This is a genomic window from Nonomuraea ferruginea, from assembly GCF_039540635.1.
Lineage (GTDB): Bacteria > Actinomycetota > Actinomycetes > Streptosporangiales > Streptosporangiaceae > Nonomuraea > Nonomuraea ferruginea.
In genome coordinates, this window is record NZ_BAABFD010000002.1 from 656532 (window position 1) to 682161 (window position 25630).

Genomic DNA, 25630 nt, shown 5'->3' on the forward strand with positions numbered 1-25630 from the left:
TAACCTACACGCCAAGGAGGCGCCATGCTGCCCATCCCGCAGCGGATCCGCACTCTCGCCGCGACCGCCTCGGTGGTCAAGCTGACCGTCGACGGCGTCCCTGCCCGCGCCAGGGGCGGGGTCGACGAGCGGGGCAGGCCGGTGCTGCTGGCGCTGCCCGGCGAGCCGCTGCACGGGCTGCACCGGCTGCACGAGGACGCCGTGGTGGCGGTCAACCTGGCGGCGATGCGCAGGCTCGGGGACGACGAGCACCCGCGCGGGCTGATGGAGGTGCAGGGCTGGGCCCAGCCGGTGCCGGCGGGCGAGGCGCGGGCGGCGGCGGTCGCGGTGGCGGCGAACACGGCCGACGAGGCGCTGTTCGACGCCCTGGAGCGCTACGGGCGGCCGGACGCGCCCCGGCTGCTGCGGGTGGACGTGGCCCAGGTGGTGTACCTGACCGGGCAGGAGTCCGGGGTGCTGGACGCCGACGACTACCTGGACGCCGAGCCCGACCCGCTCGCCGAACCTGCCGAGCGGGTGCTGGCGCACGTCAACGCCGCGCACCGCGAGCAGTTGGCCAACGGGGTGTCCCGGCATCTCGGCAGGCCCGCCGGGGAGGTGTGGCTGTGGGAGCTGGACAGCCGGGGGGTCACGGTGCGGGCGGACGGCTCGCTCGTCCGCTTCCTCTTCCCGGCGCCCACGAGCAGCGGGAGCGACCTGGAGGCGGCGCTGAACGGCCTGCTCTGCACCTGCGGCCACCACCCGGCGGCCTGAACCGGGACGTCCTTCTTGATCACGATTCTCCGCTTCGCCGTTCGAGCACCGCCAGGGCTGACTATCATCTGCCTCTGTGAGAGAGACCGAACGGCGCGGGCGGATCCTGCAGATCGCCGGCACGCTGACCGGCACCCTCATGCTCGTCCTCGCCGGCGTCCTGGCCGCCGCCGGGTCGCCGGGCACGTCGCTCTCCACCGCCAGCATGCCCCAGCCGGGCGTGCCGGGTCTCGCCGAGCCGCGGGGGGCGATCGAGTCGGCGTCCGGCCGGGCCGACCCGCGTCACCTGTCAATGCCCCGCCGTGACGCGCGCCCGTCCCCCACGGGCACCCCTGACCGGCCCACCGCCCGGAGCTCCCCCCGCCCCTCGCCGTCGTCCGCACCGTCCTCGGTGGCGCCGTCCCCGGGCGAGACCTCCCTTGCCACCCCGTCCTCCCGTACGGACAGGGAAAGCCGGGCGGGCGCCCTCGCCCCCGCCGGCCCGGCCCTCACCACGGCCCACCCCGCCCCGGGCACCCGCCCGACCCCGACGGCCACCAAGACCAAGACGAAGAAGCGCCTCACGCGCCCCAACCGCATCCCCGGCCACCGCTGAGCACCCGGGAGAGCACCCCTCCCCAACCCGGCACTACGGCGAGCTGAGCGGGCCGAAGGCACGCACGACGGCGCCCGGCCCGAGGGGTTCCCAAAAAGTTTTCTCCCCCCGACGCCAGAGAGATCGAGCCTGCGGCGCCCAGCCGGAGGGGGGTTCCCCCGAAGGTTCCCTCCCCGACGCCTGCGGCGCCCAGCCCGGAGTCCCCACAGAGGTATCTCTCTGCGACGCGTGCGGCGCCCAGCCTGAGGGGGTTCCCACGAAGGTTTCCCTCCCGACACGTGCGACGCCCAGCCTGAGGGACTTCCCTGAGAGGGCTCTCCCGACGGCAGAAAGATCCAGCCTGCGGCGCCCGGCCCGAGGGGGTTCCCACGGAGGTTCCCTCCCCGGCACGTGCGACGCCCAGCCCGAGAGTCCCCGAAGAGATTTCTCTCCCTGACGCGTGCGACGCCCGTCGTCAGAGGGGTTTCGTGGGGTGCAGGGGGCGGCGGGTGGCGAGGGATTCGTCGACGGCCTCGGGTGAGAGGACGTGGTCGAGGACCATGACGGCGCAGCCGCTGATGCCGGCGGCCGGCCCCAGCCGGCTCGGCTCGATGCGCAGCCGTCTGGTGGCCAGCGCGGTGGAGCGGCGGTAGACGACCTCGCGGATGCTGGACACCAGCGGCCCGAACGCCTCAGCCATGTCGCCGCCGAGCACCACGACCGACGGGTTGAGTATGTTGACCGCCCCGGCCACGACCTCGCCGATCCGGCGCCCGGCCTCGCGCACGGTCGCCATCGTCTCGGCGTCGCCGGCCCGCACCAGGCGGGTCACGTCGGCGATGTTCTTGACGTCCTTGCCGGCGGCGCGCAGGTCACGCAGGAGCGCGGTGCCGCTGGCGACGGAGTCGACGCAGTCGACGTTGCCGCACCGGCACAGCACGCCGCCGCCGTCGCGTACCGGGATGTGGCCGATCTCGCCGGCCGCGCCGAGCGCGCCGCGCAGGATGCCGCCCCCGGCGATGATGCCGGCGCCGATCCGGGTGGACACCTTGATGAACATCAGGTCGTCCAGGTCGGGGTAGGCGCCCCGGTGCTCGCCGATGGCCAGCACGTTCACGTCGTTGTCGACCAGCACGGGCACCGGGAAGCGGGCCCGGACCAGCGGCGGGATCACCACGCCCGTCCAGGACGCCATCACCCTGGCGCTCTCGGTGCGGCCCTCGGCGAACTCGACGGTGGCGGGCATGCCCATCCCGACGCCCTTGACCATGGAGCGCGGCCGGTCGCCGAGCAGTTCGTCCCAGGTGTCCATGACGAGGGGCAGCACCACGTCGGGGCCCTGCTCGACGTCGATCGCGAAGTCCTGCCCGGCGAGCTCGCGGGCGCTCAGGTCGCAGATGGACACGCGGGTGCGGCTCGCGCCCAGCGCCGCGACCAGGACGACGCCGCCGGACGCGTTGAACTCCAGCCGCACCGGCGGGCGCCCGCCGGTCGAGGGAGCGTCCGCGCGCTCGACGACCAGGCCGCGTTCCAGCAGCTCGTCGACGCGGAGCTGCACCGCGGGGCGTGACAGGCCGGTGACCCGGCCGATGTCGGTCCGCGTCACGGCCGTACCGGTGCGGATCAGCTGCAGTACGTCACCGCTGGTGGCGAGGGTGGCTGCGGTACGTCGAGACATCGGCTAAGTGAACCACACCTAGTTGTGTCATGAAAAGTCGCTACTTTTTCATCTCAAATAGCAAAACTATGCTTGTGTAGGACCGAAACCCTAGCTAGTGTCCGTTCTGTCCCCGCATTGGTAGATCATCGGAGTCGTGTTCGTGTCCCCGCTCTCGCCCTCCCCGGCCGCCCACACCGCCGACCTGGTGGTCTTCGGCGGTACGGGTGACCTGTCCATGCGCAAGCTGCTCCCCGCGCTGTACCACAGCGACAGGGACGGCCGGCTCTCGCCGGAGACGCGCGTCATCGCCCTGTCCAGGGGCGGGCTGACGGACGCGGACTTCCGCGGCAAGGTGGACGCCCAGGTACGCGACGTGGTGCCGGTCGACGACCACGCCATGTGGCAGCGCTTCCTGGGCCGCCTGCACCATCTGACGGTGGACGTGGGCGGGCAGGACCGCACCGGCTGGGACGCGCTGCGCGCGACGCTGGCCGAGGACCGCGACCGCGTGTTCTACCTGGCGAGCCCGCCCCGGACGTTCGGCCCGTTCTGCCGGGAGGTGGACCGGGCGGGGCTGGTGACCCCGCGCTCCCGGGTGGTGCTGGAGAAGCCGCTCGGCCACGACCTGCCGAGCGCCCAGCGGATCAACGACGAGGTCGGTGCCATCTTCGACGAGCACCAGATCTTCCGCATCGACCACTACCTGGGCAAGGAGACGGTGCAGAACCTGCTCGTGCTCCGCTTCGCCAACGCGTTCCTGGAGCCGATCTGGAACTCGCTCTGGATCGACCACGTACAGATCACCGCCGCCGAGACCGTCGGCACGCCCGGCCGGCGCGGCTACTACGACCACGCCGGCGCGCTCCGCGACATGGTGCAGAACCACCTGCTGCAGCTGCTGACGCTGACCGCGATGGAGCCGCCCGCGCGCAACGACCGCGAGGCGATCCGCGACGAGAAGGTGAAGGTGCTGCAGGCGCTGCGCCCGATCACCGGCGGCGAGGTCGGCCGCTTCACCGTGCGCGGCCAGTACACCGCCGCCGACGGCATGGCCGGCTACCTGGAGGAGCCCGGCTCGACGCCGCCGACCGAGTCGTCGGAGCGGGTGGAGACGTTCACCGCGATCCGCGCCGAGATCCGCAACTGGCGCTGGGCCGGGGTGCCGTTCTACCTGCGCACCGGCAAGCGGCTGCCGAACCGGCGCTCGGAGATCGTGGTGCAGTTCAAGGACGTGCCGCACTCCATCTTCCCCGGCGGCTCGCCGAACCGCCTGGTGCTGCGGCTGCAGCCGGAGGAGGGCATCGAGCTGCACATCATGGCCAAGGAGCCGGGCGCGGGCGAGGTGTCGCTCAAGCCGGTGCCGCTCAGCCTGAACTTCGGCGAGACGTTCCCCGCCCGCGTTCCCGAGGCGTACGAGCGGCTGCTGAGCGACGTGCTGGCCGGCAACCCGACGCTCTTCATGCGCCGTGACGAGGTGGAGGCCGCGTGGCGCTGGATCGACCCGATCCTGGACGCCTGGCGCTCCTCCCCCGAACTGCCCGAACCGTATCCCGCCGGGACGACCGGCCCCGCAGGCGCGCACGAGCTCCTCGGCCGCAGTGGCCGCGCCTGGCACGAGGAGGAGGCGTGACTTCTATGACTTCCATGCACCCCGTCATCCAGCAGATCACCGACCGCATCGCCGGACGCAGCGCGACCAGCCGGGCCGCGTACCTGGCCAGGATCCGCCGCGACGGCGAGAACGCCCGCGCGAAGGGCCCGGCCCGCGCGCACCTGGGCTGCGCGAACCTCGCGCACGGCTTCGCCGCCGCGCCCGACTCCGACAAGCCCGCCCTGCGCGGCACGGCCAAGCCGGGCGTGGCGATCGTCACCAGCTACAACGACATGCTCTCCGCCCATCAGCCGTACGAGACGTACCCGCCGGAGCTGAAGGCGGCGGTGCGCGCGGCCGGGGGCGTGGCCCAGGTGGCGGGCGGCGTGCCCGCCATGTGCGACGGCATCACGCAGGGCAGGGCCGGCATGGAGCTGTCCCTCTATAGCCGCGACGTGATCGCGATGGCGACGGCCATCGCGCTGTCGCACGACATGTTCGACGCGAGCCTGCTGCTGGGCGTCTGCGACAAGATCGTGCCGGGCCTGCTGATCGGCGCGCTGCACTTCGGCCACCTGCCCGCGATCTTCGTGCCGGCCGGGCCGATGACGTCGGGCCTGCCGAACAAGGTCAAGGCCCGCACCCGCCAGCTCTTCGCCGAGGGCAAACTGGGCAGGGGCGAACTGCTGGACGCCGAGGCGAAGTCCTACCACTCCCCCGGCACGTGCACCTTCTACGGCACCGCCAACTCCAACCAGGCGCTGATGGAGGTCATGGGCCTGCACCTGCCGGGCTCGACGTTCGTCAACCCGCACACCGAGCTGCGGCACGCGCTGACGGCTGCGGCGGGCCGCCGCGCGGTCGAGATCACCGCGCACGGCGCCGAGTACACGCCGATCGGCGAACTGGTCGACGAGAAGGCGATCGTGAACGCGTGCGTGGCGCTGCTGGCCACGGGCGGCTCGACCAACCACACGCTGCACCTGGTGGCCATGGCGGCCGCCGCCGGGATCGTGCTGACCTGGGATGACCTGTCGTGCCTGTCCAAGGTGGTGCCGTCACTCACCAGGATCTACCCGAACGGCCAGGCGGACGTGAACCACTTCCGCGAGGCGGGCGGCATGCAGGTGCTGATCGGCGAGCTGCTGGACGCGGGCCTGCTGCACGCCGACGTGATGACCGTGGCCGGGCCCGGCCTGGACCGTTACCGGTCGGCGCCGGAGCTGCGTGACGGCGAGCTGGCATGGGAGCCGGTCATCGGCAGCTCCGACCTGGACGTGCTGCGCCCGGTGTCGGACCCGTTCGCGGCCGACGGCGGCATCCACATGCTCTCCGGCAACCTGGGCACGGCCGTGAGCAAGGTGTCGGCGGTCAAGCCGGAGCACCTGGTGATCGAGGCGCCGGCGAAGGTCTTCGACGACCAGCTCGACCTGCTGCGCGCCTTCGAGGCGGGCGAGCTGGACGGGCAGGACTTCGTCGCGGTCATCCGCTATCAGGGGCCGAGCGCCAACGGCATGCCGGAGCTGCACAAGCTCACGCCGCCGCTGGCGGTGCTGCTGGACCGGGGACAGCGGGTGGCGATCGTCACCGACGGCCGCATGTCGGGCGCCTCCGGCAAGGTGCCCGCCGCCATCCACCTGTCGCCCGAGGCGGCGGACGGCGGGCCGATCGCGCTGGTCCGCGACGGCGACGTGGTCCGCCTCGACTCGGCCGGGGGCACCCTGGACCTGCTCGTGCCGGCCGGGGAGCTGGCCCGCCGTACTCCCGCGGGCCGCGCGCTCAGCGACGCCGAATGGGTCGGCACCGGCCGCGAGCTGTTCGCCACCTTCCGCCGCATGGCGGGCCACGCCGAGCAGGGGGCCGGCATCTTCGGCGTCAGCGGCGCCGAGTCGCCGCACCACGGCCCCGGGCTGGCGTTCCCCGCCGAGTCGGGCGCCTCCCACCTGGAGGCGGGCATCCCGCTGCCCGCTCCCTCGGGAGCCTCCCGGTGACTCCTTCCTGGTCTCCCTCCGAGGGCACGCCCGCCCTTCGGCCCTCGGAGGGCATCTCCCGCGGCGGGAAACTCCCGGCCGCGCCCGGCCACCACCCCTCGGAAAGCATCCACGGCGGCGACCGCCTGGCCGGGTCCGTCCTCCGGGCCTTCGGCGGCGGGAGCCTCATGCTCTCGCAGGGCATGCGCTTCTCCCGGCCCTGCGGCTGTTCTGCACGCGCCGGACGGTCGCGATGAGGGCGCCGGAGCTGCCGTGGCTGGTCGCCGACATCGGGGGGACGAACGCCCGGTTCGGTCTCGTCACGGCGCCAGGAGCCGCGCCGTCACACGTGGCGGTGCTGTCCGGGGCCGTCTACCCGACGCTGCCCGACGCCGTGGCCGCCTATCTCTCCGAGCATGCGGGCGGGGTGCGGCCGGGTGCGGCGTGCCTGGCCGTGGCCGGGCCGATCGACGGGGACCGCTACCGGCTGACGAACTCGCCCTGGGCCGGGTCCACGCGAGACCTGGACGTCCCGTACGTGAAACTGCTCAACGACTTCGAGGCGCTGGCCGTGTCGCTGCCGCACCTGCGCGCGGACGAGCTGGTGCCGCTGGGCGGCCCCGAGCCTTCGTACGGGGTGAAGGCGGTGCTCGGCCCCGGGACCGGGCTCGGCGTGGGCGGGCTGGTGCCGACCGATCACGGCTGGGTGCCGATCCCCGGCGAGGGCGGTCACGTCACGGTGCCCGCGGCCGACGACAGGGAGCTGGAGATCGTCCGCGCGCTCCGTGCGGAGGGCCTGGACCAGGTGGTGGCCGAGCACGTGCTGTCGGGGCCCGGCCTGGCCCGCCTGCACCGGGCGCTGGCCCGGGTCAACGGCGTCGCGGCGCCGTCCCTGGCCGCTTCGGAGATCGTGGCGCGGCTCGGCGACCCGCTGTGCGCGGAGACGGTGGAGGTGTTCTGCGGGATGCTGGGGAGCTTCGCCGGGAACGTCGCGCTGACTCTCGGCGCGCGGGGTGGTGTCTACCTGGGCGGAGGCGTCCTTCCCCGTATCGTGGAGCGCGTGTGCGCCAGCAACTTCCGTGCCAGGTTCGCCACTAATCCCGACATGTCCGCATACCTGGCGGAGATCGGCACCTCGCTCATCGTCGCGCCGCAGCCCGCCCTGACGGGCGCCGCCGCCTGGCTCACCCAGCACGCGCCGGCGGCCCGATGACCACCCACGCCACCCACCGGCCGACGCGGCGCACCGGCCCTTGCCCAGCGCGGCATCGGCCCCTGCCCTGCGGGGCACGCCGGCCCACGCTCCACGCCGGCCCTCCCTCCACGCCGCACGTCGCCTCCGGGCGTGGTGCGGCCCGTCGTGGCGGGACTGGCGGCCGGCGTGGCCCGTCCCGATCGACCACCGTGCGCCGGGCGCCTCGCCGCGTCCCGGGCGTTTTCCGTACCTGAGGAGTTCCCGATGAGCCTGCTCGACCTCGCCCCCGTGATCCCCGTCGTGGTGATCGACGACGTGGAGACCGCCGTGCCGATGGCGCGGGCGCTGGTGGCCGGCGGCCTGCCCGTGATCGAGGTGACGCTCCGTACGGCCCCCGCGCTGGAGGCCATCGCCCGGATCTCCGCCGAGGTCCCCGAGGCCAAGGTGGGCGCGGGCACGATCCGCAACTCGCAGGACATCGCGGCCGCCCTGGAGGCCGGCGCGGGCTTCCTCGTGTCCCCCGGCACGACGCTGTCGCTCGTGGAGGCGATGGAGTCCAGCGGCCTGCCCTACCTGCCGGGCGCCGCCACCGCCTCGGAGGCGATGGCGCTGGCGGAGCGGGGCATCAAGGAGCTGAAGTTCTTCCCGGCCGAGGCGGCGGGCGGCGTCGCGTACCTGAAGTCCCTGCAGGGCCCGCTGCCGGACGTCCGCTTCTGCCCGACGGGCGGCATCCGCCCGGCCACCGCCCCTGACTACCTCGCCCTGCCGAACGTCGGCTGCGTCGGCGGCACCTGGCTCACCCCGGCCGACGCCCTGTCCGCCGGCGACTGGTCCCGCGTCGAGAAGCTCGCCTCGGAGGCCGCCGCCCTGAGGTGATCACCACCCGTCCCAGCCGTGGTAGCCGTACCAGTCGCCCACGATGCGCACGTAGATGTCGTCGGCGGTTTCCTGCGGGACGGCTCCTGGATGCCAGGCGAAGCCGGTGTTGCTGTAGATGGCCCATTCCGTCGTCGCGAAGCCGGCGCTGCCAGGGACCGGCACGCCGTCCAGGCTTCCGTGCTCGGCTCCTCCACCGCACACCCGGTACAGCCCCGCCCACTCGCAGGACTCGTAGTGGATCGGCCCTCGTTCCATGATCCTCTCCGCGTAGGCGCCCAGGGCCGACGCCGACAGCGAGAACCGCAGCGCGAAAGGGGCGTTGTAGGCCAGCGCGACCACGGTCGCCCAGGTGATCAACCAGGGCGCCAGGCAGCGTCCGGCCCGGCCGGTGACCCCGCCTCTGTCAGCCGCCAGGGCGAACCGCAGCGCCCAGTAGACCATCAGAGGAAGACCGACGAGGACGACCGCCAAGAGCATCTCGACCCCGTACCAGAAGGGCACGCTCGCCCAGTACATGATCACTAGGGCCAAGGTGGACCACACGATCACGAAGGGCCATCCGGGCGGCTTGGCGATCATCGCCGCACCCTAGCGCAATCTCGGGACGATCCGGCTCGTTCCCGGCAAGCTGTGGCCCGGTCTGTGTAGGACCGGGTGAGAGCGGGTCGTCACGGATCGCTACCGCTGTGGTCCGGCTCACCTAGGCTGAGGGGATGAGAGAGCTGGTGGGCCGGGTGTCGGCGCTCGACACCGAGGCCGGGGCCGCGGTGCGGGTCATCGCCTACTTCGACCGTCTCGTCCAGGCCCATGCCGGTCTGGAGGCGATCGTGCGCGGCGCCGCCATGCTGGCCGGCTGTCCCGCCTGCCTCTCCGATCCCGACCGTCACCTGCGGATCCGCGTACGGGCCGACGGCGAGCGCGAGGACGCCCGGACCGCGCCCGACCCGGGCTGGCCCGCCCACCACGTGGGCAGCGGAGCGGCGGCGCTCCGGCTGGAGCGTCCCGGACGAGCGGGGCCCGTCGACGCCATCGTGCTCGAACGGGCCGCCGCCGCGGCGCGCGACGTGCTCGACCGCACCTGGGGCCGCGCGCCCGCCCGGCCGGGTGAGGATCCCGCCCTGGTCGAGCTGCTCCTCGACGCGGCCGCGCCGCCGCAGGCCCGGCTGATCGCCGCCCGGCGGCTCAACCTGGCAGGTGACGTACGGGTCCGCGCGGTCGCGGAGGAGGGCGGGCGGGCCCGGATCGAGCGTGACCCGGTGATCATCGCTGACCGGCCCGGCGAGAAGCGCCAGGGGGTCGGCCCCGCCGTGCCCGTGCCGGAGCTTCCCGAGTCGTGGCGGCTGGCCCGCGTCGCGCTGCGCCTGGCGGCCGAGGGATCCGCCCAGGATCCCGGCCCGCGCGTGGTGTTCGCGGACGAGCTGGGCGGGCTGATGGTGCTCGCCGCCGCGTCCCGCCCGGACGGCGAGGCGGTCCCCGACGTCCTCGCCCTGGAGCGGGCCGGGTCGGCGGCGCCCTGGACGCTCGCCACCCTCCACGCCGTCGCCTACGCCCAGAGCCTGCGCGCGGCCGCCACGGAGCTGACCATCCACCACTCCACCCTGCAGGAACGGATGACCCACGCCGAGCACCTGCTGGGCTGGGACGTACGCACCCCGCAGGGCCGCCTGCGCCTGCAGCTCGCGTTCGCACTCCGGCGGCTGGCCCGCCACCCCGAGCCGGGCAGGCCCGCCGATCGGCGGGGTCGCCGGGTAAACCCGCCGAGTGGCGGGTAAGGCCCGCCATCTGGCGGTCGATCCACCGGCCCGGCCGTGGCCACCATGGTCCCAGCGGCAAGTCGGCCGCGACGTCCGACCGAAAGGTTCTCCGATGAGCATCGACGAGTCCCCCGCCCGGCCGGCCGCGCCGGTGCCGTTCGACCCCGAACTCGGCGCGGCCCTGACCCTGATCCAGCAGCACATGCCCCCGCTCACGTCGCTGGACGAGATCCCCGCGCTGCGCGCGAACTCGGCCCTGATGCCGGTGCCCACCGCCGAGCAGCTCAGCCGCGGCGGGGCGTTCGACGTGGAGGAGCGCGAGGTGCCCGGCCCGGCCGGAGCGCCCGACGTCACCCTGCTCATCTGCCGCCCCACCGGCGCCACCACCCCGCTGGCGGCCATCTACAACATCCACGGCGGCGGCATGATCGGCGGGAACCGGCTCGTCGGCCTGGACTCGCTGCTGGACGTGGCGCAGGAGCTGCGTCTGGTGCTCGTGTCGGTCGAGTACCGGCTCGCGCCCGAGCACCCGCACCCGGCCCCGGTGGAAGACTGCTACGCGGGCCTGGTGTGGACCGCCGAGCACGCCGCCGAGCTGGGCATCGACCCGGCCCGCATCCTCGTGGCCGGAGGCAGCGCGGGCGGCGGGCTCGCGGCGGCCGTGGCCCTGCTGGCCCGCGACCGCGAGGGCCCGGCCCTGGTGGGGCAGATGCTGATGTGCCCGATGCTGGACGACCGCAACGACACCCCCTCGTCCCTGCAGATGGCCGGTCTCGGCATCTGGGACCACGCGGCCAACGAGATCGGCTGGACCGCCCTGCTCGGCGACCGGCGCGGCGGCCCCGACGTCTCCCCCTACGCGGCCCCGGCCCGGGCCACCGACCTGTCGGGGCTGCCCCCGGCGTTCATCGACGTCGGCTCGGCCGAGACCTTCCGCGACGAGGACGTCGCCTACGCCACCCGCATCTGGCAGGCCGGCGGCCAGGCCGAGCTGCACGTCTGGCCGGGCGGGTTCCACGGCTTCGAAGGCATCGTCCCGCACGCCGCGATCTCGCAGGACGCCGGTGTGCCCCGGATGCGCTGGCTCCGCCGTATCCTCGCCCCCTGAGCCGCCCGCGCCGCCCAGCTGAACGGTCAGGAACGGAGAAGCGGCGGCCACCGCGCCGCGCCTAGCGTGATCGTCATGGATGTCCCCGCTCACCGGAGCGGGGTCTCTCGTCTCGCAAGGAGAGCCATGAACGGGAACACGTGGGTCCGGCGGGCGCACCGCTGGCTGTCCATGACCTTCACGGTGACCGTCGTCGTCACCGTCGTCGCCATCGCCGTCGCGGGGCAGGAGGGGCCGGCCGAGTGGATCTACTACGTGCCGCTCCTGCCCCTTGCCCTGCTCCTGCCCACCGGCCTGTACTTGTTCGTCCTGCCGTATACCGCCAAGCGGCGCAGCAGGCGGTGACGCGCCCGAGCTTGTCGTCACGTTGGGTAAAGTGTTCATTACCTCAGGCGCCCGGCGACGGTCGCCGAGCGACCGCACCGGACTGCCGCCTCGTGGTCTCTCGGCGACCAGCCAGGCACCGACTAACCTTGACGACAGCCGGGACCTGACTGCGGTCATCAGCCAGGTCCCTGCCCCCACGGTAAGGGAGATCGACTTGAGCACCAAGAGCACGGAGGAGCGTGTGAGCGCCTTGGAGTCTTGGGCTTTCCAAACCGGCCGGGACCTCGCCGAGATCAAAGCGGTTCAGGCGGAGCATACGAATCGGCTCGCCGCCATGGACGAACGACTGACCGGCATGGACGAGCGGATGACCGGCATGGACGAACGGATGGTCCGTCTCGAATACGGCGTGGGCCTGCTGCTCGATCACTACGGCATCCAACGTCCTCAGCCATAGCCCTCAGAAGGGAGAGTGCTTCCGGTAGTGATGCCGGGGGCGTTCTCCGCGTACGGCCAGTGCGGGCTGCGACCTGCCGTCAGGTCAGCACAGTCTCCTGAGGTCGGCGAAGTCCGCGTTGATATCCGCGATCACCTGGTTGGGATCGCCGCCCGTCATACCGGTCAGGCGGAAGTTCAGCTCCTGGAACTCGTCCGCCAGCCGGCGGATGGTCGCGCCCACCGCTCCTTGCGCGTCGAGGCCCGCGCCCATCAGGTCCTGGTACGCCTGGCGGGCCGCGGCTGCCTGGCCTGCGCGGGTGGTCCCGGCGTCCCGGCGGTACGTGGCCAGCGCCGTCTCCGTTTCGTCGCAGCCGGCGGGCCGGACCGCTGACAGCGTTGCGGGGGGATCCTCGGCCACCGGGGTGGAGCTCGGCACCGGCGGTTCGGGAGTGCGGGATTCGGGGGTGCTGGATTCGGGGGTGCTGGATTCGGGGGTGCTGGGCTCGGGCGGAGGGCTCGAGGTCTGCGGTGCGGGCGAGGTGGGCGCGGGATCCGGTGAGGACTGGGTGGCCGAGGGGGTGGGTTCCGGACCGGGCTGCGGGGGCTGCGGCATCAGGTACGCGACCAGGGCGACCACGGCGGCAGCCGCGGTCGCCATAGCGCTCACGGCCGTCCAGTCCGGGCCACCTTTCGGCCGTGCTGATCGCTTCTCCGCCATGGCCTCATCCTCGCCGAGCCGCCGGGCCGGGTCCAGAAACGCCTCCTGCCGATCTTGATACGCCCGCGTGGAGATCCCCCGGCGTTCCAGGAAGCGGCCGGCGACTACCCGCACGGTTAAGATCGCCTTTCCGGCGATCTCCAGGGCAGGCCACCGTGTACCTGATCTACCGCTCATGGGACCAGGGCGTTCTCGGCAAGCGCGTGTGGCGGATGCCCCAGCCGACGGTGCTGGAGTGGGTCCATGACGTATGGGAGGACGCCACCGCCGGGGACCCGCACGAGTGGTTCGAGCGCGAACTGGGCACGGACGTCTGGTATCTCGCGGCCCTCTTCGAAGGCGGCGCACCGCCGCGGAGCATGGAGGAACTGCGCACCCTGGCCCGGACCCGGGTGTCGGAACTCCAGCAGTGCAACGTCGACGCCCGGAGCGTGCGCGTGCTCGCCGACTCCCTCTGGTATGAGGTGGCGTACTACCTCGTCGACGACTCCGCCGTGGCGGCCAACCCGGGCCTCTGGTCCTACGCCGTGCACGACGGGCCGCTGCCCGCGACCGTGAACACCCCCGCCGGCGGGTTCACACCACCGTGGAAGACCGTCGACCTGGCCGGATCGTCCGGGACGGGCACCGTCTATGCGGTCCTGCTCACCTGCAGGGCGAGGCACTTCAGCATCGGACGGGACGACACCTACGCCTTCCGGGGCATCCGGCTCCCGGAGTTCGCCGCCGCGCTGCGCTCGCTGGGCACCACCGGCGAATGGCCGCTGGAACTGATGGTGTTACGGTCGCTGATCGCGCCGGACGAGGACGGCATCGCGGCGGCGCTGGAGCGCTGCAACCGATGGCCCGGCTATGCCGAGCCGCCGGACGATTACCTCGCCGACCTCAGCTCCCACGCGGCGGCGCTGGAGCTGATCCGGACCGCCCGCGGCCGCGAAGGCACGGTCATCCACGTGGACGAGCATGTGGTCCAGATGCTCATCGCGGAATGGGGCGAGACACGTGAGCAGTGGTTCTTCTTCGACGACCGGTGGGCCGGCGGCCATCCCGATCTCGCCGCGTCGCTGATGTGGTTCGCCTACCACTGGGATCCTCTCTGCTCGCGCCACCACTTCAGAGACAAGCCGTGCTCTGACAACCGCGTGCTCTACATCGCCGTGATGGACGAGGACGGCCGGGTACGGGTGCGCGAGGCGGGGCCGATGGACGACGAGCGGTTCTGGAAGTTCTACCGTTGGCACCACAGCAGGCGACCGCTCGGCGAGGTGACCGCCGGCGACGTGCTCGGCGCGGTGGAGGTCCAGTTCCAGCAGCCGGCGCCCGACTCGTGCAGGTTCACCGAGTTCCAGATCACCCGCACGAGCCACGGCCCGGCCGTCGCCGCGATGCTCGCGGACCGTATCCGGCACGACCTCAAGGAAGCGGGCATCACCCGGTCCGACGGCTGGCTGCAAACCGGCTATCCCCACGGGCGCCGCTTCTTCCGCGCCGTCGGCCGGCTGCGCCGGTCCGCTGATGGGTCCGACTTCCTCGTCATCAGCTGACCGGCCTCTCGATAGTCAACATTCTTACCCTTGACGCTCCGTACCGCTCGCCTTGAGCGGCGTCACGAGTTGGTTTCGGGCCTTGACCGCTTCGGGCTGCCCGCTTACCGTCACCGTTAAGTTAGGAAGCTTTACTATCTCTTGGTGGACGACGTAACCCCCCACACCAGCTCATAGGAGACTCTCGTGCGCTTCGTCCCTCTCGTGGCGGCCGGGCTGCTGGCCCTGTCGCTCACCGCATGCACCGCAGGCAAGGAGGCACCGCCGTCGCTCGGCGCCCGGCCCGCCGCGAGCGGCACCGGCCCCGCCGCCGCCGCGCTGCCCCCCGCCACGCTGGAGCTGTGGCACGGCTTCTCCACCGACGTCGAGACGAAGGCCTTCGAGGAGGCGGTCGCGGGCTTCACGGCGAAGTTCCCGCAGATCAAGGTCACCACGAAGAAGGGCATCCAGGACGCCCAGATCACCCAGGCGATCCGCGGCGGCAAGGCGCCCGACGTGGCGGCCTCGTTCACCACCGACAACGTCGCCCAGTGGTGCAGGAGCGGCGCGTTCCAGGACCTCACCGCGGTCATCGAGCAGGACGGCATCGACCTGGGCGTGCTCCCGGCCGCGGCCCGGGCCTACACCGAGTTCGAGGGCAGGCGGTGCACGATGCCGCTGCTCGCGGACGCGTACGGGCTCTACTACAACAAGGCGCTGATGAAGGGCGAGCAGCCGCCGAAGACCCTGTCGGAGCTGACCGAGCTGACCAAGAAGCTCACGGTCCGCGACGCCGACGGGAACATCGAGGTCGCCGGGTTCATCCCGAGCTTCCAGTACTACGAGAACTCCCCCAGCCACCTCGGCCCGATGGTCGGCGCGAAGTGGTACGAGGACGACGGCACCTCGGCCATCGGCTCCGACCCGGCGTGGAAACAGCTGCTGCGGTGGCAGAAGGAGCTGGTCGACTGGTACGGCTACGACAAGCTGGAGAAGTTCCGCAAGGGCCTGGGCGACGAGTGGGGCGCCGAGCACCCGTTCTTCGAGGGCAAGGTCGCCATGATCCTCGACGGCGAGTGGCGCAACGCCATGATCGCCAACGACCCCGAAGCCAGGTACCTGGACTACGGCACCGCCCCGCTGCCCGTCGCCGACGACAAGCCCGAGCTGTACGGCAGCGGCTTCACCGCCGGCACGGTGATCGGTGTGCCGAGGGGCGCCGCGCACCCGCAGCACGCCTGGGAGCTGGTCAAGCACCTCACCACAGACACCGAGTCGCTGGTGACGCTGTCGAACGCGCTGCGCAACGTACCGACCACCAAGGCCGCCATGGAGCACCCGGACCTGGCCAAGGACGCGAACTTCGCGACGTTCCTGGACATCTTCAACCACCCGAAGACGACGTCGATGCCGGCCAGCGTCAACAGCGTCTTCAACCAGGACGCCTTCTCCACCTTCCTCATCCAGTGGGAGAAGGGCGCGGTCAAGGACCTCGACGCCGGGCTGGCCGGGGTGGACAAGCGGATCGACGACAAGCTGAAGCTGTCCGGGGGCTGATGATGGCCTCCACCCACGTCGCGCGGCGCGGGCACGCCCTCGCCCGGCCGTCGCGCCGGCGGCCCGGCGAGGGCCTGCGCGCCCTGCTGTGGCTGTCGCCGTGGATCGCCGGCGTGGCGGTCTTCTTCGTCTACCCGCTCCTGTCCACGGTCTACTTCTCCTTCCACCGGTACGACCTGTTCACGCTGGAGTTCATCGGCCTGGACAACTACCGCTACGCCTTCTCCGACCCGCGCGTGCTGCAGTCGGCGCTGAACACCCTCTGGCTCGTGGTGTTCATGGTCCCGGCCCAGGTGGTGTTCGCGCTGGGCGTGGCGCAGCTGCTGGCCAAGCTGAAGAGCGGCGGCGGGATCCTGCGGACGATCTTCTACCTGCCGTCGCTGGTGCCGATGGTGGCGGGCACGGTCGCCTTCGTCTACCTGCTCAACCCGGCGACGGGCCCGGTCAACCAGCTGCTGGCCTGGTTCGGGATCGCCGGCCCCGACTGGTTCGGCAGCGCCGCCTGGGCCAAGCCCAGCCTCACCCTGCTCGCCCTGTGGGGCGCCGGCAACACCATCATGATCTTCCTGGCGGCGCTGCTGGACGTGCCCAGGCATCTGTACGAGGCCGCCGCGATCGACGGAGCGGGCGCCTGGCGGCAGTTCCGCAGCATCACGCTGCCGACGATCTCCCCCGTGCTGATGTTCTCCGCCGTCACCGGCGTGATCTACGCCGTGCAGTACTTCACCCAGGCGGTGATCGCCTCCCGGGTGGCGTCCGGCGCGACCGACTCGGCCGGCACCACGTTCACCCCCGGCTATCCGGACGGCTCGCTGCTCACCCTGCCCCAGCACCTGTTCCACACCGGGTTCCGCGACTGGTCGATGGGGCTGGCGTGCGTGCACGCGCTGCTGCTGTTCGCGGTCGCGATGCTGTTCACGCTGATCCTGCTGCGTCAGTTCGGCAAGGCGGAGGTGACGTCGTGAGGCGCCGCCTGATGTGGGTCGCCCAGCACTCGCTGGCCATCGCGCTGGCGCTGATGTTCCTCGGGCCGGTCGCGTTCGTGACCCTGACCGCGCTCATGACGGACGAGCAGGCTCTCACCAGCCGGCTCTGGCCCGAACAGTGGAACTGGGCCAACTTCGCCGACGTCTTCGCCCGCTCGGAGCTGCTCACCTGGACGCTCAACACGTTCCTGTACGCGTCGCTGGCGACGGTGTTCATGCTGGTGTCGTCCATCCCGGCGGCCTACGCCCTGTCCCGCTTCCGCTTCCGCGGCCGCAAGGCGGCGTTCCTCGTGGTGATCAGCGCGATGATGCTGCCGCCGCAGGTCGTGGCGGTGCCGATCTACCTGGTGTGGGCGCGGCTGGACCTGACGGACTCGCTGTGGCCGCTGATCCTGCCGATGCTCTTCGGCGACGCGTTCTCGATCTTCCTGCTGCGCCAGTTCCTCATCACGATCCCGCGCGACTACACCGACGCGGCCAAGGTGGACGGCTGCTCGGACGTGCGGATCCTGTTCCGCGTCATCCTGCCGATGGCCCGCCCCGCGATCGCGGCGGTGGCGCTGTTCTCGTTCTTCTACTGCTGGAACGACTACTACGGGCCGCTGCTGTACGCCGGGGTCGACCAGGAGGGGTGGACCCTGTCCCTCGGGCTGGCCACCTTCAAGGCCTTCCACAGCGTGCAGTGGAACCTCACCATGGCCGCCACCCTGCTGGTGACCGCCCCGGTGATCATCGTTTTCCTCTTCGCCCAGCGGGTCTTCATCGAGGGCGTGACATTGACGGGGGTGAAGGGTTGAAGCTCGCCGTGGTCGGGGGCGGCTCGACGTACACGCCGGAGCTGGTCGACGGGTTCGCCCGGCTGAGGGAGGATCTGCCGCTGACCGAGCTCGCCCTGGTCGATCCGGCCGCGGAGCGGCTGGAACCGGTGGCGGGCATGGCCCGCCGGATGCTGCGGGCGGCCGGGCACCCGGCCGCCGTGACCGCGACCGGCGACGTGCGGGCGGGGGTCGAGGGGGCGGCGGTCGTGCTGCTGCAGCTCCGGGTGGGCGGGCAGGCGGCGCGCGAGGTGGACGAGACGCTGCCGCCACGCTGCGGCTGCGTCGGCCAGGAGACGACGGGCGCGGGCGGGCTGGCCAAGGCGCTGCGGACGGTGCCGGTGGTGCTGGACATCGCCGAGACGGTCGCCCGGCACGCCCCCGGTGCGTGGATCGTCGACTTCACCAACCCGGTCGGCATCGTCACCAGGGCGCTGCTGGACGCCGGGCACCGCGCGATCGGGCTGTGCAACGTGGCGATCGGCTTCCAGCGCCGCTTCGCGGCCACGCTGGGCGCCGACCCGTCGCGGGTGTCGCTCGGGCACGCCGGGCTCAACCACCTCACCTGGGTGCGGTCGGTCCTCCTGGACGGCGAGGACGTGCTCCCCGGCCTGATCCGGGAGCACGGCCGGGAGATCGCGGCCGACGTCGGGCTGCCGGTCGAGCTGATCACCAGGCTGGGCGCGGTGCCGTCGTACTACCTGCGTTACTTCTACGCTCACGACCTGGTGGTGGCCGAGCAGCGGACCGAGCCGTCGCGCGCGGCGCGGGTGGCGGAGATCGAGCGGGAGCTGCTGGCCCTGTACGCCGACCCGGCGGTGACGGCCAAGCCGGAGCTGCTGGGGCAGCGGGGCGGCGCGTTCTACTCCGAGGCCGCGGTGGCGCTCATCGCCTCGCTGCTCGGCGACCGCGGCGACGTCCAGGTCGTCAACGCGCGCAACGGCGGCGTGCTGCCGTTCCTGCCGGACGAGGCGGTCGTCGAGGTGCCCGCCAGGATCACCGCCTCGGGCGCGGAGCCGCTGCCGGTCGCCCCTCTTGAGCCGCTGTACGCCGGGCTCGTCGCGCACGTCTCGGCGTACGAGACGCTCGCCCTCGAAGCCGCCCTGCGCGGCGGGCGCGAACGGGTCGCCGACGCGCTGCTCGCCCACCCGCTCGTCGGCCAGGAGCATCTGGCGCGCGAGCTGACCGGGCTGCTGCTGGAGGCCAACCGCGCGCATCTGCCCTGGGCGGGGACCCGTTGAGGACGATCCTGGCGGTCGACGGCGGCAACAGCAAGACCGACCTCGCGCTGGTGGCCGAGGACGGCACCGTGCTCGCCACCGGCCGGGCCGGGCCGTTCGTGCCGCAGAGCGCCGGAGTGAGCGCCGCGGCCGACGTGGTGGAGCGCGCCGCCCTGGCGCTGCGCGACGGCATGGCCGCGCCGTACGCCGACGTCCTTGCGGCCTTCCTGGCCGGCGCCGACTTCCCGCGCGAGGAGGAGGCGCTGCGCGCGGAGTTCCTGGCGCGCGGGTGCGCGGGCGAGGTGTCGGTGGCCAACGACACCTTCGCGGTGCTGCGCGCGGGCGCGTCCCGGCCGTGGGGCGTCGTCGTGGTGTGCGGGGCCGGCATGAACGCCGCCGGCGTCTCCCCCACCGGCGAGGTGGCCCGCTTCCCCGCGCTCGGCAGGCGCAGCGGCGACTGGGGCGGCGGCGAGGACCTGGCCGAGCACGTGCTCTGGCATGCCGCCCGCGCGGAGGACGGGCGCGGCCCGGACACGGCGCTGGCCGAGCTGGTCCGCACGCGGTTCGGCACGGCGAGCGTCACGGAGGTGGTGCTCGCCCTGCACTTCGGCGAGCTGGACCCGGCCCGGCTCCACGAACTGGTGCCGGGCCTGTTCGCCGTCGCGGCAGGCGGCGATGCCGTGGCCAGGGGCCTGGTCGCGCGGCAGGCCGACGAGGTCGCGGTGATGGCCAGGGTGTGCCTGGACCGGCTCGGCCTGCTGGACACGCCCGCCGAGGTCGTGCTCGGCGGCAGCGTGCTGACCGCGCGCGACCCGTACCTGCACGGACTGATCGAGACCTCGCTCGGCGCGAGCGCGCCGCACGCGCGCGTCCTCGTCACCGCCCTTCCCCCGGTCGCGGGCGCCGCCCTGGCCGGGCTGGACCTGCTCGGCGCGGCCGAGGCCGCGCACACCCGAGTTCGCGAACACTTCAGGAGGAGCACGTGAGGAAGCTGATCCCCGCCGCGCTCGCGCTGGCGCTGCTGGCCACCGTGAACGGTCCCGCCGCGGCCACCGACCAGCCCGCCCGCCAGGCCGACGCGACCGGGCTGATCCGGGTGGATCAGGTCGGTTACCTGCCGGGCGAGAGCAAGCACGCGTACCTGATGACGAGCGGCCCCGCCGGGCGCTTCACCGTGGTCGACGGGCGCGGGCGGACGGTGCTCACCGGGCGGGCCGGCCCTGACCGGGGCGCCTGGAACAGCCGCTACCCGCACGTCCACGACCTCGACCTGACCCGGCTGCGCACGCCCGGCCGCTACCGGATCAAGGCGGGAGGGGCGACGTCGGCCGAGTTCGAGATCGCGCCGTCGCGGAACCCGGCGGCCAAGGTGCTGGGTTTCCTCGGCCTGCAGCGCGACGGCGCCGACGCGGTGCGCCGGCCGAGCCATCTCAACGACCGGGCCGCCTCCGTCTACGCGTGGCCCGAGTTCACCGGCCCGGACACCGACCAGATCAAGGGCGGTCTGACGCGGATCGGCGGCCCGGTCGACGTCGAGGGCGGCTGGTTCGACGCGGGCGACTACCTCAAGTTCACCCACATCCTGGCGTACGTGGACACGCTGTTGTGGGCGGCCCAGCGGGACGGCGCGAGCAGCCCGGCCTTGAGGAAGGAAGCAGCTCATGGCCTGAAATATCTGGACAAGATGTGGGATGAGGAGTCGAAGACGCTCTACATCCAGGTCGGCATCGGCGCCGGCGACGCCGAGGGCACGTTCGTCGGCGACCACGACATCTGGCGGCTGCCCGAGGCCGACGACGGCGACGACGCCGAAGGTCACCAGTTCATCCGCGACCGCCCGGTCTTCCGCGCCGCCGATCCCGGCGAGCCGATCAGCCCGAACCTGGCCGGGCGCACTGCCGCCGCCTTCGCGCTGGCCGCCCAGCTCGAACCGTCCAGGGCGCGCGCCGCCCGCCTGCTCGACCAGGCCGCGTCCGTCTACGCGATGGCCCGGACCACCGGCGTGGACCGGCTGGTGACCTCCCTGCCGCACGCCTTCTACCCGGAGAGCGTGTGGCGCGACGACATGCAGCTCGGCGCCGCCGAGCTGGCCCTGGCCGCGCAGCGCCTGCGCGACCCGCGCGCCGGACGGTGGCTGGCGGACTCGGCCCGCTGGGCGCGCGGTTACCTCGACGAGGAGCAGGGCGACACGCTCAACCTTTACGACGTGAGCGCTCTGGCCCACGCCGACCTGATCAGGGCCATCCGCGCTTCCCGGGCCGAGGGACTCGCCGTCACCGAGGCCGACCTGGTCGCCGGGCTGCGGGCCCAGCTCGACCTCGGCGCCCGCCGCGCCGCCGCCGACCCGTTCCGGGCGGGGGCTCTCTATGACACGTTCGACTCCGTACCGCATGCTTTCGGCCTGGCCGCCACCGCGCACCTGTACCGGTCGGTGACCGGCGACCGCTCCTACGACGCCTTCGGCACGGCGCAGCGCAACTGGGCGCTCGGCGCGAACCCGTGGGGCGTGTCCTTCGTCGCCGGAGTGGGCGAGAACGCGATCGCCTGCCCGCACCACCAGATCGCCAACATCACCGGCAGGCCCGCCACCGGCGCGGTCGTCAACGGGCCCAACGACGCCGGGCTGTTCGAGGACGGCCTCGGCGGGCACTTCGAGGAGATGCCGCCCTGCCCGGCGGACGGCACCGACCGCTACGAGCGGTTCACCGGCCACGGCAGCCGCTTCGTCGACGACGTGCGCTCCTGGCAGGCCTCCGAACCGGCCGACGATTTCGCGGCGATCGCCCTGTACGCTCTCACGTTGACGTGACGCTGCTCACCCCGGAGGTGACGTGAAGCCCCCTGTCCACGGGACGCCGCGGCTGATGCGCGCGATCAACGACCGCGCCGCGCTCCGCATCCTGCTGGAGAAGGGCCCGCTGACCCGCCCCGAGCTGAGCAGGCTCACCGGCCTGTCCAAGCCGACGGCGTTCCAGCTCCTGGCCCGCCTGCAGGAGGCGGGCCTGGTCGTCAACGACGGCGTCCGCACGGGCCAGGCCGGGCGCACGGCCGAGGTCTACCGGGTCAACGGCGCCGCCGCGTACGTGGCCGCGCTGGACGTCACCCCGGGGAGGATCGGCGTCCGGGTGGCCGACATCACCGGCGCCGTCGTCGGCGAGGCCGACTACCCCGCGCCTTTCCCCGAACCTTCACCCGCGTCTTCACCGGCACCCTTTCCCGCGTCTTCCCCCGTACAGTTGTCTGAGGGGGGCGGTCTCGTCGAGCGGCTGCGGGCGGCGGTGGAGGCGGCACGGCCACCAGGGCCGCTGCGCCGCGTCGTCATCGGCGTGCAGGGCGCCGTCGACCCCACGACCGGCAGGCTCGACCACGCCGCCGCCGAGGACATGCCCGGCTGGCAGATCCCCGATCTGGTGCCCACGCTCACCGCCGGGCTCGGCGTCACCGTCGACGTGGAGAACGACGTCAACCTCGCCGCCCTCGCCGAGCAGGCGCACGGGGCGGCGGCCGGCTGCCCGGACTTCGTGCTGCTCTGGGCCGGCGAAGGGCTGGGCGCCGCCCTGGTGATCGGCGGGCGGCTGCACCGCGGCTTCTTCGGCGGCGCCGGCGAGGTCGGCTACATGCCGATCCCCGGCGCGGCCACGGCCCGCGACGGCGGCCGGTTCGGCCACCACGGCTACCAGGCGCTGGCCGGTGGGCCTGCGCTGCAGGACCTGCTGCGCTCGTACGGGGTGCGCGGGGCCGACTTCCGCGAATCGGTGGCGACCGCGGCACGCCTGGCCGAAGGCACCGGGAGAGCCGCCCAGGAAGCGGCGGCGGGCCTGCGTACGGTGGCCTCCCGGGTCGCGCTCGGCCTGGCGACCATCGCCGCGGTCGTCGACCCGGGACTCGTGGTGCTGGCCGGGGGCCTGATGTCCGCCGGGGGCGAGCCGCTGCGCGACCTCGTCGAGCGCGAGCTGCGGGTGCTCGACGTCGACCGGCCGCAGGTCCGGCTCTCCGCCGTCGACGGCAACCCGGTGCTGGTGGGCGGGCTGGACCTGGCACTCGCCCGGGTCAGGGACGAGGTCTTCGGCCACGCCCGCGACGGCGCCCCGGCCGAGGCGGGCCGCTGACCGCTGCCGCGTACGGCGGCCTGGGCCGGGTCCTTGAGCGTCCTCGTCGTAGAAACGCGGTCAGAATGTGGCGATCGGGTTGACCGGGCTGCCGGACGTGCCGGCGAAGCGGACCGGCGCGACCGTGAGGTGGAAGTCCCACTGGCCGAGCTCGGCAGCCGTTGTCGCGCACGCCTCCAGGTCGCAGTTGTCGAGCATCCACAGACCCATCGCGACGAGGCTCACGGCGTGGACCGGCATCAGCACGCCTTCGTACCCCGATGGCAGAACGTCCTGGGGGGTGTCGGCGCCGATCAGCGCGACCTCCCGTTCATGCAGCCACGGCAGGCAGGACGCGTGCCACCCGGCCTGGGTGAAACCGCTGACCGCACCGGTCTCGTGCCGGACGCGGCCGTAGCCGGTCCGCAGGAGCACCGCATCGCCGGATCGCACCCGCACACCCTGGCGACGCTCGGCCTCCTCCAGATCGTCGGGGAACACCCCCTGCCCCGGTTCCAGCCACGGCACATCCCGCGCGCTCGCGACGTCCAGCAGGACACCGCGCGTGACGATCCCGTTCGCCGCCGCCGTGACGGCCGCCCACGCCGAGCCCGTCGCGGCGTCGACCAGCGCGTGCGACCGCCCGTTGTACATCGTGCCGTCCCAGAAGATGTGGCACGGCGAGTCGACGTGGGTGATGGCGTTGCCGTGGAAGGTGACGCCGATCCGCTCGGACGAGAAGCCCCAGTGCCGGTCGTTGCGGAATCCGGGCGCCGGCATGTTCTCGGCACCCGGCATGTCGGCGGCGCACGGGCAGGTCGTCGTCGACCGCTCCATGTCCTCCGGTACGGCGACCTCCCATGCGCATGACACGCTCCTGCCGTGGCGCACGGCCCGCGCCGCCGCCAGCCGGACGTCGTCGGTGATGTGGTTCAGCGTGCCGAGCTCGTCGTCGTCGCCCCACCGTCCCCAGTTCGACAGCGTGTCGAAGTATCCGAGCACGTCGTCCTGCGTGGGCACCGGTCGCCCTGCCGTCATCCCGGCATCGACTCCTCCGGTCGCGTGGTTGGAGACACCGCAGGCAGGCTATCCCGCTCGCTCCCTCAGGAACCAGCGAGTCAATCGTGACGGCGGACGATCCCGGGGCCCGCCGCATGCCTCACCATCGCAGCAGGGCGCCGATGCCTCCGGCGTCGCCGAGGACTCCGGCGCCGGCCCCCTCGATCGGGCTGACCCTGGCTCCGGTGGCGAGGGCCCGTTCCACCAGCCGCTCGTTCAGCCGGGGCTCGGGCGTGTGCCGCCGGACTCCGGTCTCGGTGTCGGCGTACAGGGTGCCGTCGGCGTCCACCGAGCCGACGTAACGTACCTCCGGGTCGTAGACCAGGTGGGCGACCCGACCCTCGTTCAGCGCCCCGGCCACCTGGGACAGGCCCAGCGCGCCCTTCTTGCTCAGCCCGGCGTCCAGGACCTGTTCGAGCAGCCGGCGCTCGCTCGCGGTGTGCTCGGCGTGGAGCCGCTCGGTCACCGCTGCCAGCAGCCCCGGGTCGTCGAGCCCGGCGAGCACGCGAGTATCCCGGATCACCCGGTCCCGCAAGGGCTCCGGGAGCTTGCCGGCGAGGATCTCGGCCCACTGATCGCCGCCGCTGACGAGGATCCGCTCCCACCGCCGTTCCTCGGTCAGGTTCGTGACGGTCTCCGCCACCCGGTCCAGGAACCGCTGCGCCCAGGCCCGCTCGCGGGCCTTGCGCTGCTCCCGCATCGGCGTGTTGTACTGGCCCGCCGGTCCACCGCCGATCTGGCCGGCCCGCTCGTGCGGCGCCTCCAGGTCCTCCTGTTCCAACTGGCTCACCTGCCGCAAGCGGCCGAGCCGCCATTCCAGCAGCCGGGCGTCGTCGCTGGAGACGAGCACGACCCCGGCAGGCCGGCCCTCGTCCAGCAACTCCAGCAACGGGTGGACGAACGGGCCGTCGTCGAGCACGACCCGATTCGGCACCGGCATCTGGCTGTCCAGGCGTACCACCCAGTCGTCGCCGAGCGCGGCGAAGGCGATCCGGCCGCGGCCGGACTCGATGGGTGTGGCGAGCTCTTCCACCTCGGGACCGAGCCGGTCCAGCGCGGCGACCACCTCGCGACGGCGCTCCGCCGGTCCCTCCTCCGCCACCCGGCGCCGCAGCTCCCGGTAGCGGTTCTTCAGGTCGATCGCCGCGGCGTTCCGGTCCCCGCCCGGATCGGCGTTCACGTACACCGACAGCACCCCGGCCGCGTCGGTGCGCCCCGACAGCTCCAGCAGGGCCTTGTCATCCAGTTCCTCGATGGCCGCCAAGACTCTCGTCCTTTCCCCCGGTGGCTGTGAGCTGCTCCCTACCCGAACGTGTCCGCTTCGCACCGTTTTGAGGTGTTTGGCGCATTCGCCATGCATCGCATTCATGTCCGTCCATACAGAACATGCGTTTGCCTGATGTGACGCCGGTCGC

General features: G+C 72.7%; 23 protein-coding genes. 18 read left to right on the forward strand and 5 right to left on the reverse strand.

Features of this window, described 5'->3' with window-relative positions; genetic code table 11:
• The first annotated feature begins 24 nt into the window (after window positions 1-24).
• Window positions 25-753 carry a DUF2470 domain-containing protein gene (locus ABD999_RS06335; protein ID WP_271277666.1) on the forward strand — a complete coding sequence of 243 codons (729 nt, stop codon included), beginning with the start codon at window positions 25-27 and terminating at the stop codon, window positions 751-753.
• 76 nt (window positions 754-829) lie between these two features.
• Complete coding sequence (locus ABD999_RS06340) at window positions 830-1348, forward strand: hypothetical protein (protein WP_271277665.1); 519 nt, start codon at window positions 830-832, stop codon at window positions 1346-1348.
• 454 nt (window positions 1349-1802) lie between these two features.
• Here ABD999_RS06340 and ABD999_RS06345 read toward each other — a convergent pair whose 3' ends face one another.
• Window positions 1803-3005, reverse strand: a complete 1203-nt coding sequence (locus tag ABD999_RS06345) for an ROK family transcriptional regulator (RefSeq protein ID WP_219544588.1) — start codon at window positions 3003-3005, stop codon at window positions 1803-1805.
• A gap of 136 nt (window positions 3006-3141) precedes the next feature.
• Here ABD999_RS06345 and zwf point away from each other — a divergent pair, with 136 nt between their 5' ends.
• The 4 genes from zwf (at window position 3142) to eda (ending at window position 8619) form a co-directional block, all read left to right on the forward strand.
• Window positions 3142-4617 carry a glucose-6-phosphate dehydrogenase gene (gene zwf / locus ABD999_RS06350; protein WP_271277664.1) on the forward strand — a complete coding sequence of 492 codons (1476 nt, stop codon included), beginning with the start codon at window positions 3142-3144 and terminating at the stop codon, window positions 4615-4617.
• 5 nt (window positions 4618-4622) lie between these two features.
• The gene (edd, locus tag ABD999_RS06355) at window positions 4623-6569 is read left to right on the forward strand and encodes a phosphogluconate dehydratase (RefSeq protein ID WP_271277663.1); all 1947 of its coding nucleotides are present in this window, start codon (window positions 4623-4625) and stop codon (window positions 6567-6569) included.
• Window positions 6570-6801: 232 nt separating this feature from the next.
• Window positions 6802-7761, forward strand: a complete 960-nt coding sequence (gene glk / locus ABD999_RS06360) for a glucokinase (protein ID WP_271277662.1) — start codon at window positions 6802-6804, stop codon at window positions 7759-7761.
• 246 nt (window positions 7762-8007) lie between these two features.
• A complete protein-coding gene (gene eda, locus ABD999_RS06365) occupies window positions 8008-8619 on the forward strand; it encodes a bifunctional 4-hydroxy-2-oxoglutarate aldolase/2-dehydro-3-deoxy-phosphogluconate aldolase (protein WP_148032403.1) in 612 nt (203 codons plus the stop codon).
• Here eda and ABD999_RS06370 read toward each other — a convergent pair whose 3' ends face one another.
• Entirely contained in the window at window positions 8620-9201 is a 582-nt protein-coding gene (locus tag ABD999_RS06370; RefSeq protein ID WP_271277661.1) for a hypothetical protein, read from the reverse strand.
• Window positions 9202-9335: 134 nt separating this feature from the next.
• Between ABD999_RS06370 and ABD999_RS06375 the strand changes: the two genes are divergently transcribed.
• The 4 genes from ABD999_RS06375 to ABD999_RS06390 all read left to right on the forward strand — a co-directional run bounded on the left by ABD999_RS06375 (window position 9336) and on the right by ABD999_RS06390 (window position 12268).
• On the forward strand, window positions 9336-10394 hold the full coding sequence (locus tag ABD999_RS06375) for a helix-turn-helix domain-containing protein (RefSeq protein WP_271277660.1): 1059 nt from the start codon (window positions 9336-9338) through the stop codon (window positions 10392-10394).
• A 94-nt stretch (window positions 10395-10488) separates the two neighbouring features.
• Window positions 10489-11484, forward strand: coding sequence for an alpha/beta hydrolase (locus tag ABD999_RS06380; protein ID WP_148032406.1), 996 nt, complete (start codon window positions 10489-10491; stop codon window positions 11482-11484).
• A 126-nt stretch (window positions 11485-11610) separates the two neighbouring features.
• Window positions 11611-11829: a hypothetical protein gene (locus tag ABD999_RS06385; RefSeq protein ID WP_271277659.1), complete on the forward strand. Its 219-nt coding sequence runs from the start codon at window positions 11611-11613 to the stop codon at window positions 11827-11829.
• A gap of 196 nt (window positions 11830-12025) precedes the next feature.
• Window positions 12026-12268 carry a hypothetical protein gene (locus ABD999_RS06390; protein WP_271277658.1) on the forward strand — a complete coding sequence of 81 codons (243 nt, stop codon included), beginning with the start codon at window positions 12026-12028 and terminating at the stop codon, window positions 12266-12268.
• Window positions 12269-12352: 84 nt separating this feature from the next.
• Here ABD999_RS06390 and ABD999_RS06395 read toward each other — a convergent pair whose 3' ends face one another.
• Window positions 12353-12907, reverse strand: a complete 555-nt coding sequence (locus tag ABD999_RS06395; RefSeq protein WP_345482616.1) for a hypothetical protein — start codon at window positions 12905-12907, stop codon at window positions 12353-12355.
• 215 nt (window positions 12908-13122) lie between these two features.
• Here ABD999_RS06395 and ABD999_RS06400 point away from each other — a divergent pair, with 215 nt between their 5' ends.
• The 8 genes from ABD999_RS06400 to ABD999_RS06435 all read left to right on the forward strand — a co-directional run bounded on the left by ABD999_RS06400 (window position 13123) and on the right by ABD999_RS06435 (window position 23177).
• On the forward strand, window positions 13123-14511 hold the full coding sequence (locus tag ABD999_RS06400) for a hypothetical protein (protein ID WP_271277656.1): 1389 nt from the start codon (window positions 13123-13125) through the stop codon (window positions 14509-14511).
• A gap of 186 nt (window positions 14512-14697) precedes the next feature.
• A complete protein-coding gene (locus ABD999_RS06405) occupies window positions 14698-16047 on the forward strand; it encodes an extracellular solute-binding protein (protein ID WP_271277655.1) in 1350 nt (449 codons plus the stop codon).
• Window positions 16047-17012, forward strand: a complete 966-nt coding sequence (locus ABD999_RS06410; RefSeq protein WP_271277654.1) for a carbohydrate ABC transporter permease — start codon at window positions 16047-16049, stop codon at window positions 17010-17012. The genes ABD999_RS06405 and ABD999_RS06410 overlap by 1 nt, the downstream gene beginning before the upstream one ends.
• Complete coding sequence (locus tag ABD999_RS06415; protein WP_271277653.1) at window positions 17009-17830, forward strand: carbohydrate ABC transporter permease; 822 nt, start codon at window positions 17009-17011, stop codon at window positions 17828-17830. Before ABD999_RS06410 ends, ABD999_RS06415 begins: the two co-directional genes overlap by 4 nt.
• Entirely contained in the window at window positions 17827-19089 is a 1263-nt protein-coding gene (locus ABD999_RS06420; RefSeq protein WP_271277652.1) for a 6-phospho-beta-glucosidase, read from the forward strand. Before ABD999_RS06415 ends, ABD999_RS06420 begins: the two co-directional genes overlap by 4 nt.
• Complete coding sequence (locus ABD999_RS06425) at window positions 19086-20054, forward strand: N-acetylglucosamine kinase (RefSeq protein WP_345482617.1); 969 nt, start codon at window positions 19086-19088, stop codon at window positions 20052-20054. Before ABD999_RS06420 ends, ABD999_RS06425 begins: the two co-directional genes overlap by 4 nt.
• Complete coding sequence (locus ABD999_RS06430) at window positions 20051-21877, forward strand: glycoside hydrolase family 9 protein (protein ID WP_271280162.1); 1827 nt, start codon at window positions 20051-20053, stop codon at window positions 21875-21877. The genes ABD999_RS06425 and ABD999_RS06430 overlap by 4 nt, the downstream gene beginning before the upstream one ends.
• A 22-nt stretch (window positions 21878-21899) precedes the next feature.
• A complete protein-coding gene (locus ABD999_RS06435) occupies window positions 21900-23177 on the forward strand; it encodes an ROK family transcriptional regulator (RefSeq protein WP_271280163.1) in 1278 nt (425 codons plus the stop codon).
• A 60-nt stretch (window positions 23178-23237) separates the two neighbouring features.
• Here the strand turns inward: ABD999_RS06435 and ABD999_RS06440 are convergent, their stop codons facing one another.
• Both ABD999_RS06440 and ABD999_RS06445 read right to left on the reverse strand, forming a co-directional pair.
• On the reverse strand, window positions 23238-24194 hold the full coding sequence (locus ABD999_RS06440; protein ID WP_271280164.1) for a cyclase family protein: 957 nt from the start codon (window positions 24192-24194) through the stop codon (window positions 23238-23240).
• A gap of 121 nt (window positions 24195-24315) precedes the next feature.
• The gene (locus ABD999_RS06445) at window positions 24316-25479 is read right to left on the reverse strand and encodes an MSMEG_1130 family ribosome hibernation factor (RefSeq protein ID WP_271280165.1); all 1164 of its coding nucleotides are present in this window, start codon (window positions 25477-25479) and stop codon (window positions 24316-24318) included.
• Between the last annotated feature and the right edge of the window lie 151 nt (window positions 25480-25630).

What these genes read in the sequence shown, in the direction of transcription:
- edd (WP_271277663.1), top strand. Translation starts at nt 4,623, where the DNA reads ATGACTTCCATGCACCCCGTCATCCAGCAGATCACCGACCGCATCGCC.
- glk (WP_271277662.1), top strand. Translation starts at nt 6,802, where the DNA reads ATGAGGGCGCCGGAGCTGCCGTGGCTGGTCGCCGACATCGGGGGGACG.
- ABD999_RS06395 (WP_345482616.1), bottom strand. Translation starts at nt 12,907, where the DNA reads ATGGCGACCGCGGCTGCCGCCGTGGTCGCCCTGGTCGCGTACCTGATG.
- ABD999_RS06375 (WP_271277660.1), top strand. Translation starts at nt 9,336, where the DNA reads ATGAGAGAGCTGGTGGGCCGGGTGTCGGCGCTCGACACCGAGGCCGGG.
- ABD999_RS06440 (WP_271280164.1), bottom strand. Translation starts at nt 24,194, where the DNA reads ATGACGGCAGGGCGACCGGTGCCCACGCAGGACGACGTGCTCGGATAC.
- ABD999_RS06385 (WP_271277659.1), top strand. Translation starts at nt 11,611, where the DNA reads ATGAACGGGAACACGTGGGTCCGGCGGGCGCACCGCTGGCTGTCCATG.
- eda (WP_148032403.1), top strand. Translation starts at nt 8,008, where the DNA reads ATGAGCCTGCTCGACCTCGCCCCCGTGATCCCCGTCGTGGTGATCGAC.
- ABD999_RS06335 (WP_271277666.1), top strand. Translation starts at nt 25, where the DNA reads ATGCTGCCCATCCCGCAGCGGATCCGCACTCTCGCCGCGACCGCCTCG.
- ABD999_RS06370 (WP_271277661.1), bottom strand. Translation starts at nt 9,201, where the DNA reads ATGATCGCCAAGCCGCCCGGATGGCCCTTCGTGATCGTGTGGTCCACC.
- ABD999_RS06410 (WP_271277654.1), top strand. Translation starts at nt 16,047, where the DNA reads ATGATGGCCTCCACCCACGTCGCGCGGCGCGGGCACGCCCTCGCCCGG.
- ABD999_RS06345 (WP_219544588.1), bottom strand. Translation starts at nt 3,005, where the DNA reads ATGTCTCGACGTACCGCAGCCACCCTCGCCACCAGCGGTGACGTACTG.
- ABD999_RS06380 (WP_148032406.1), top strand. Translation starts at nt 10,489, where the DNA reads ATGAGCATCGACGAGTCCCCCGCCCGGCCGGCCGCGCCGGTGCCGTTC.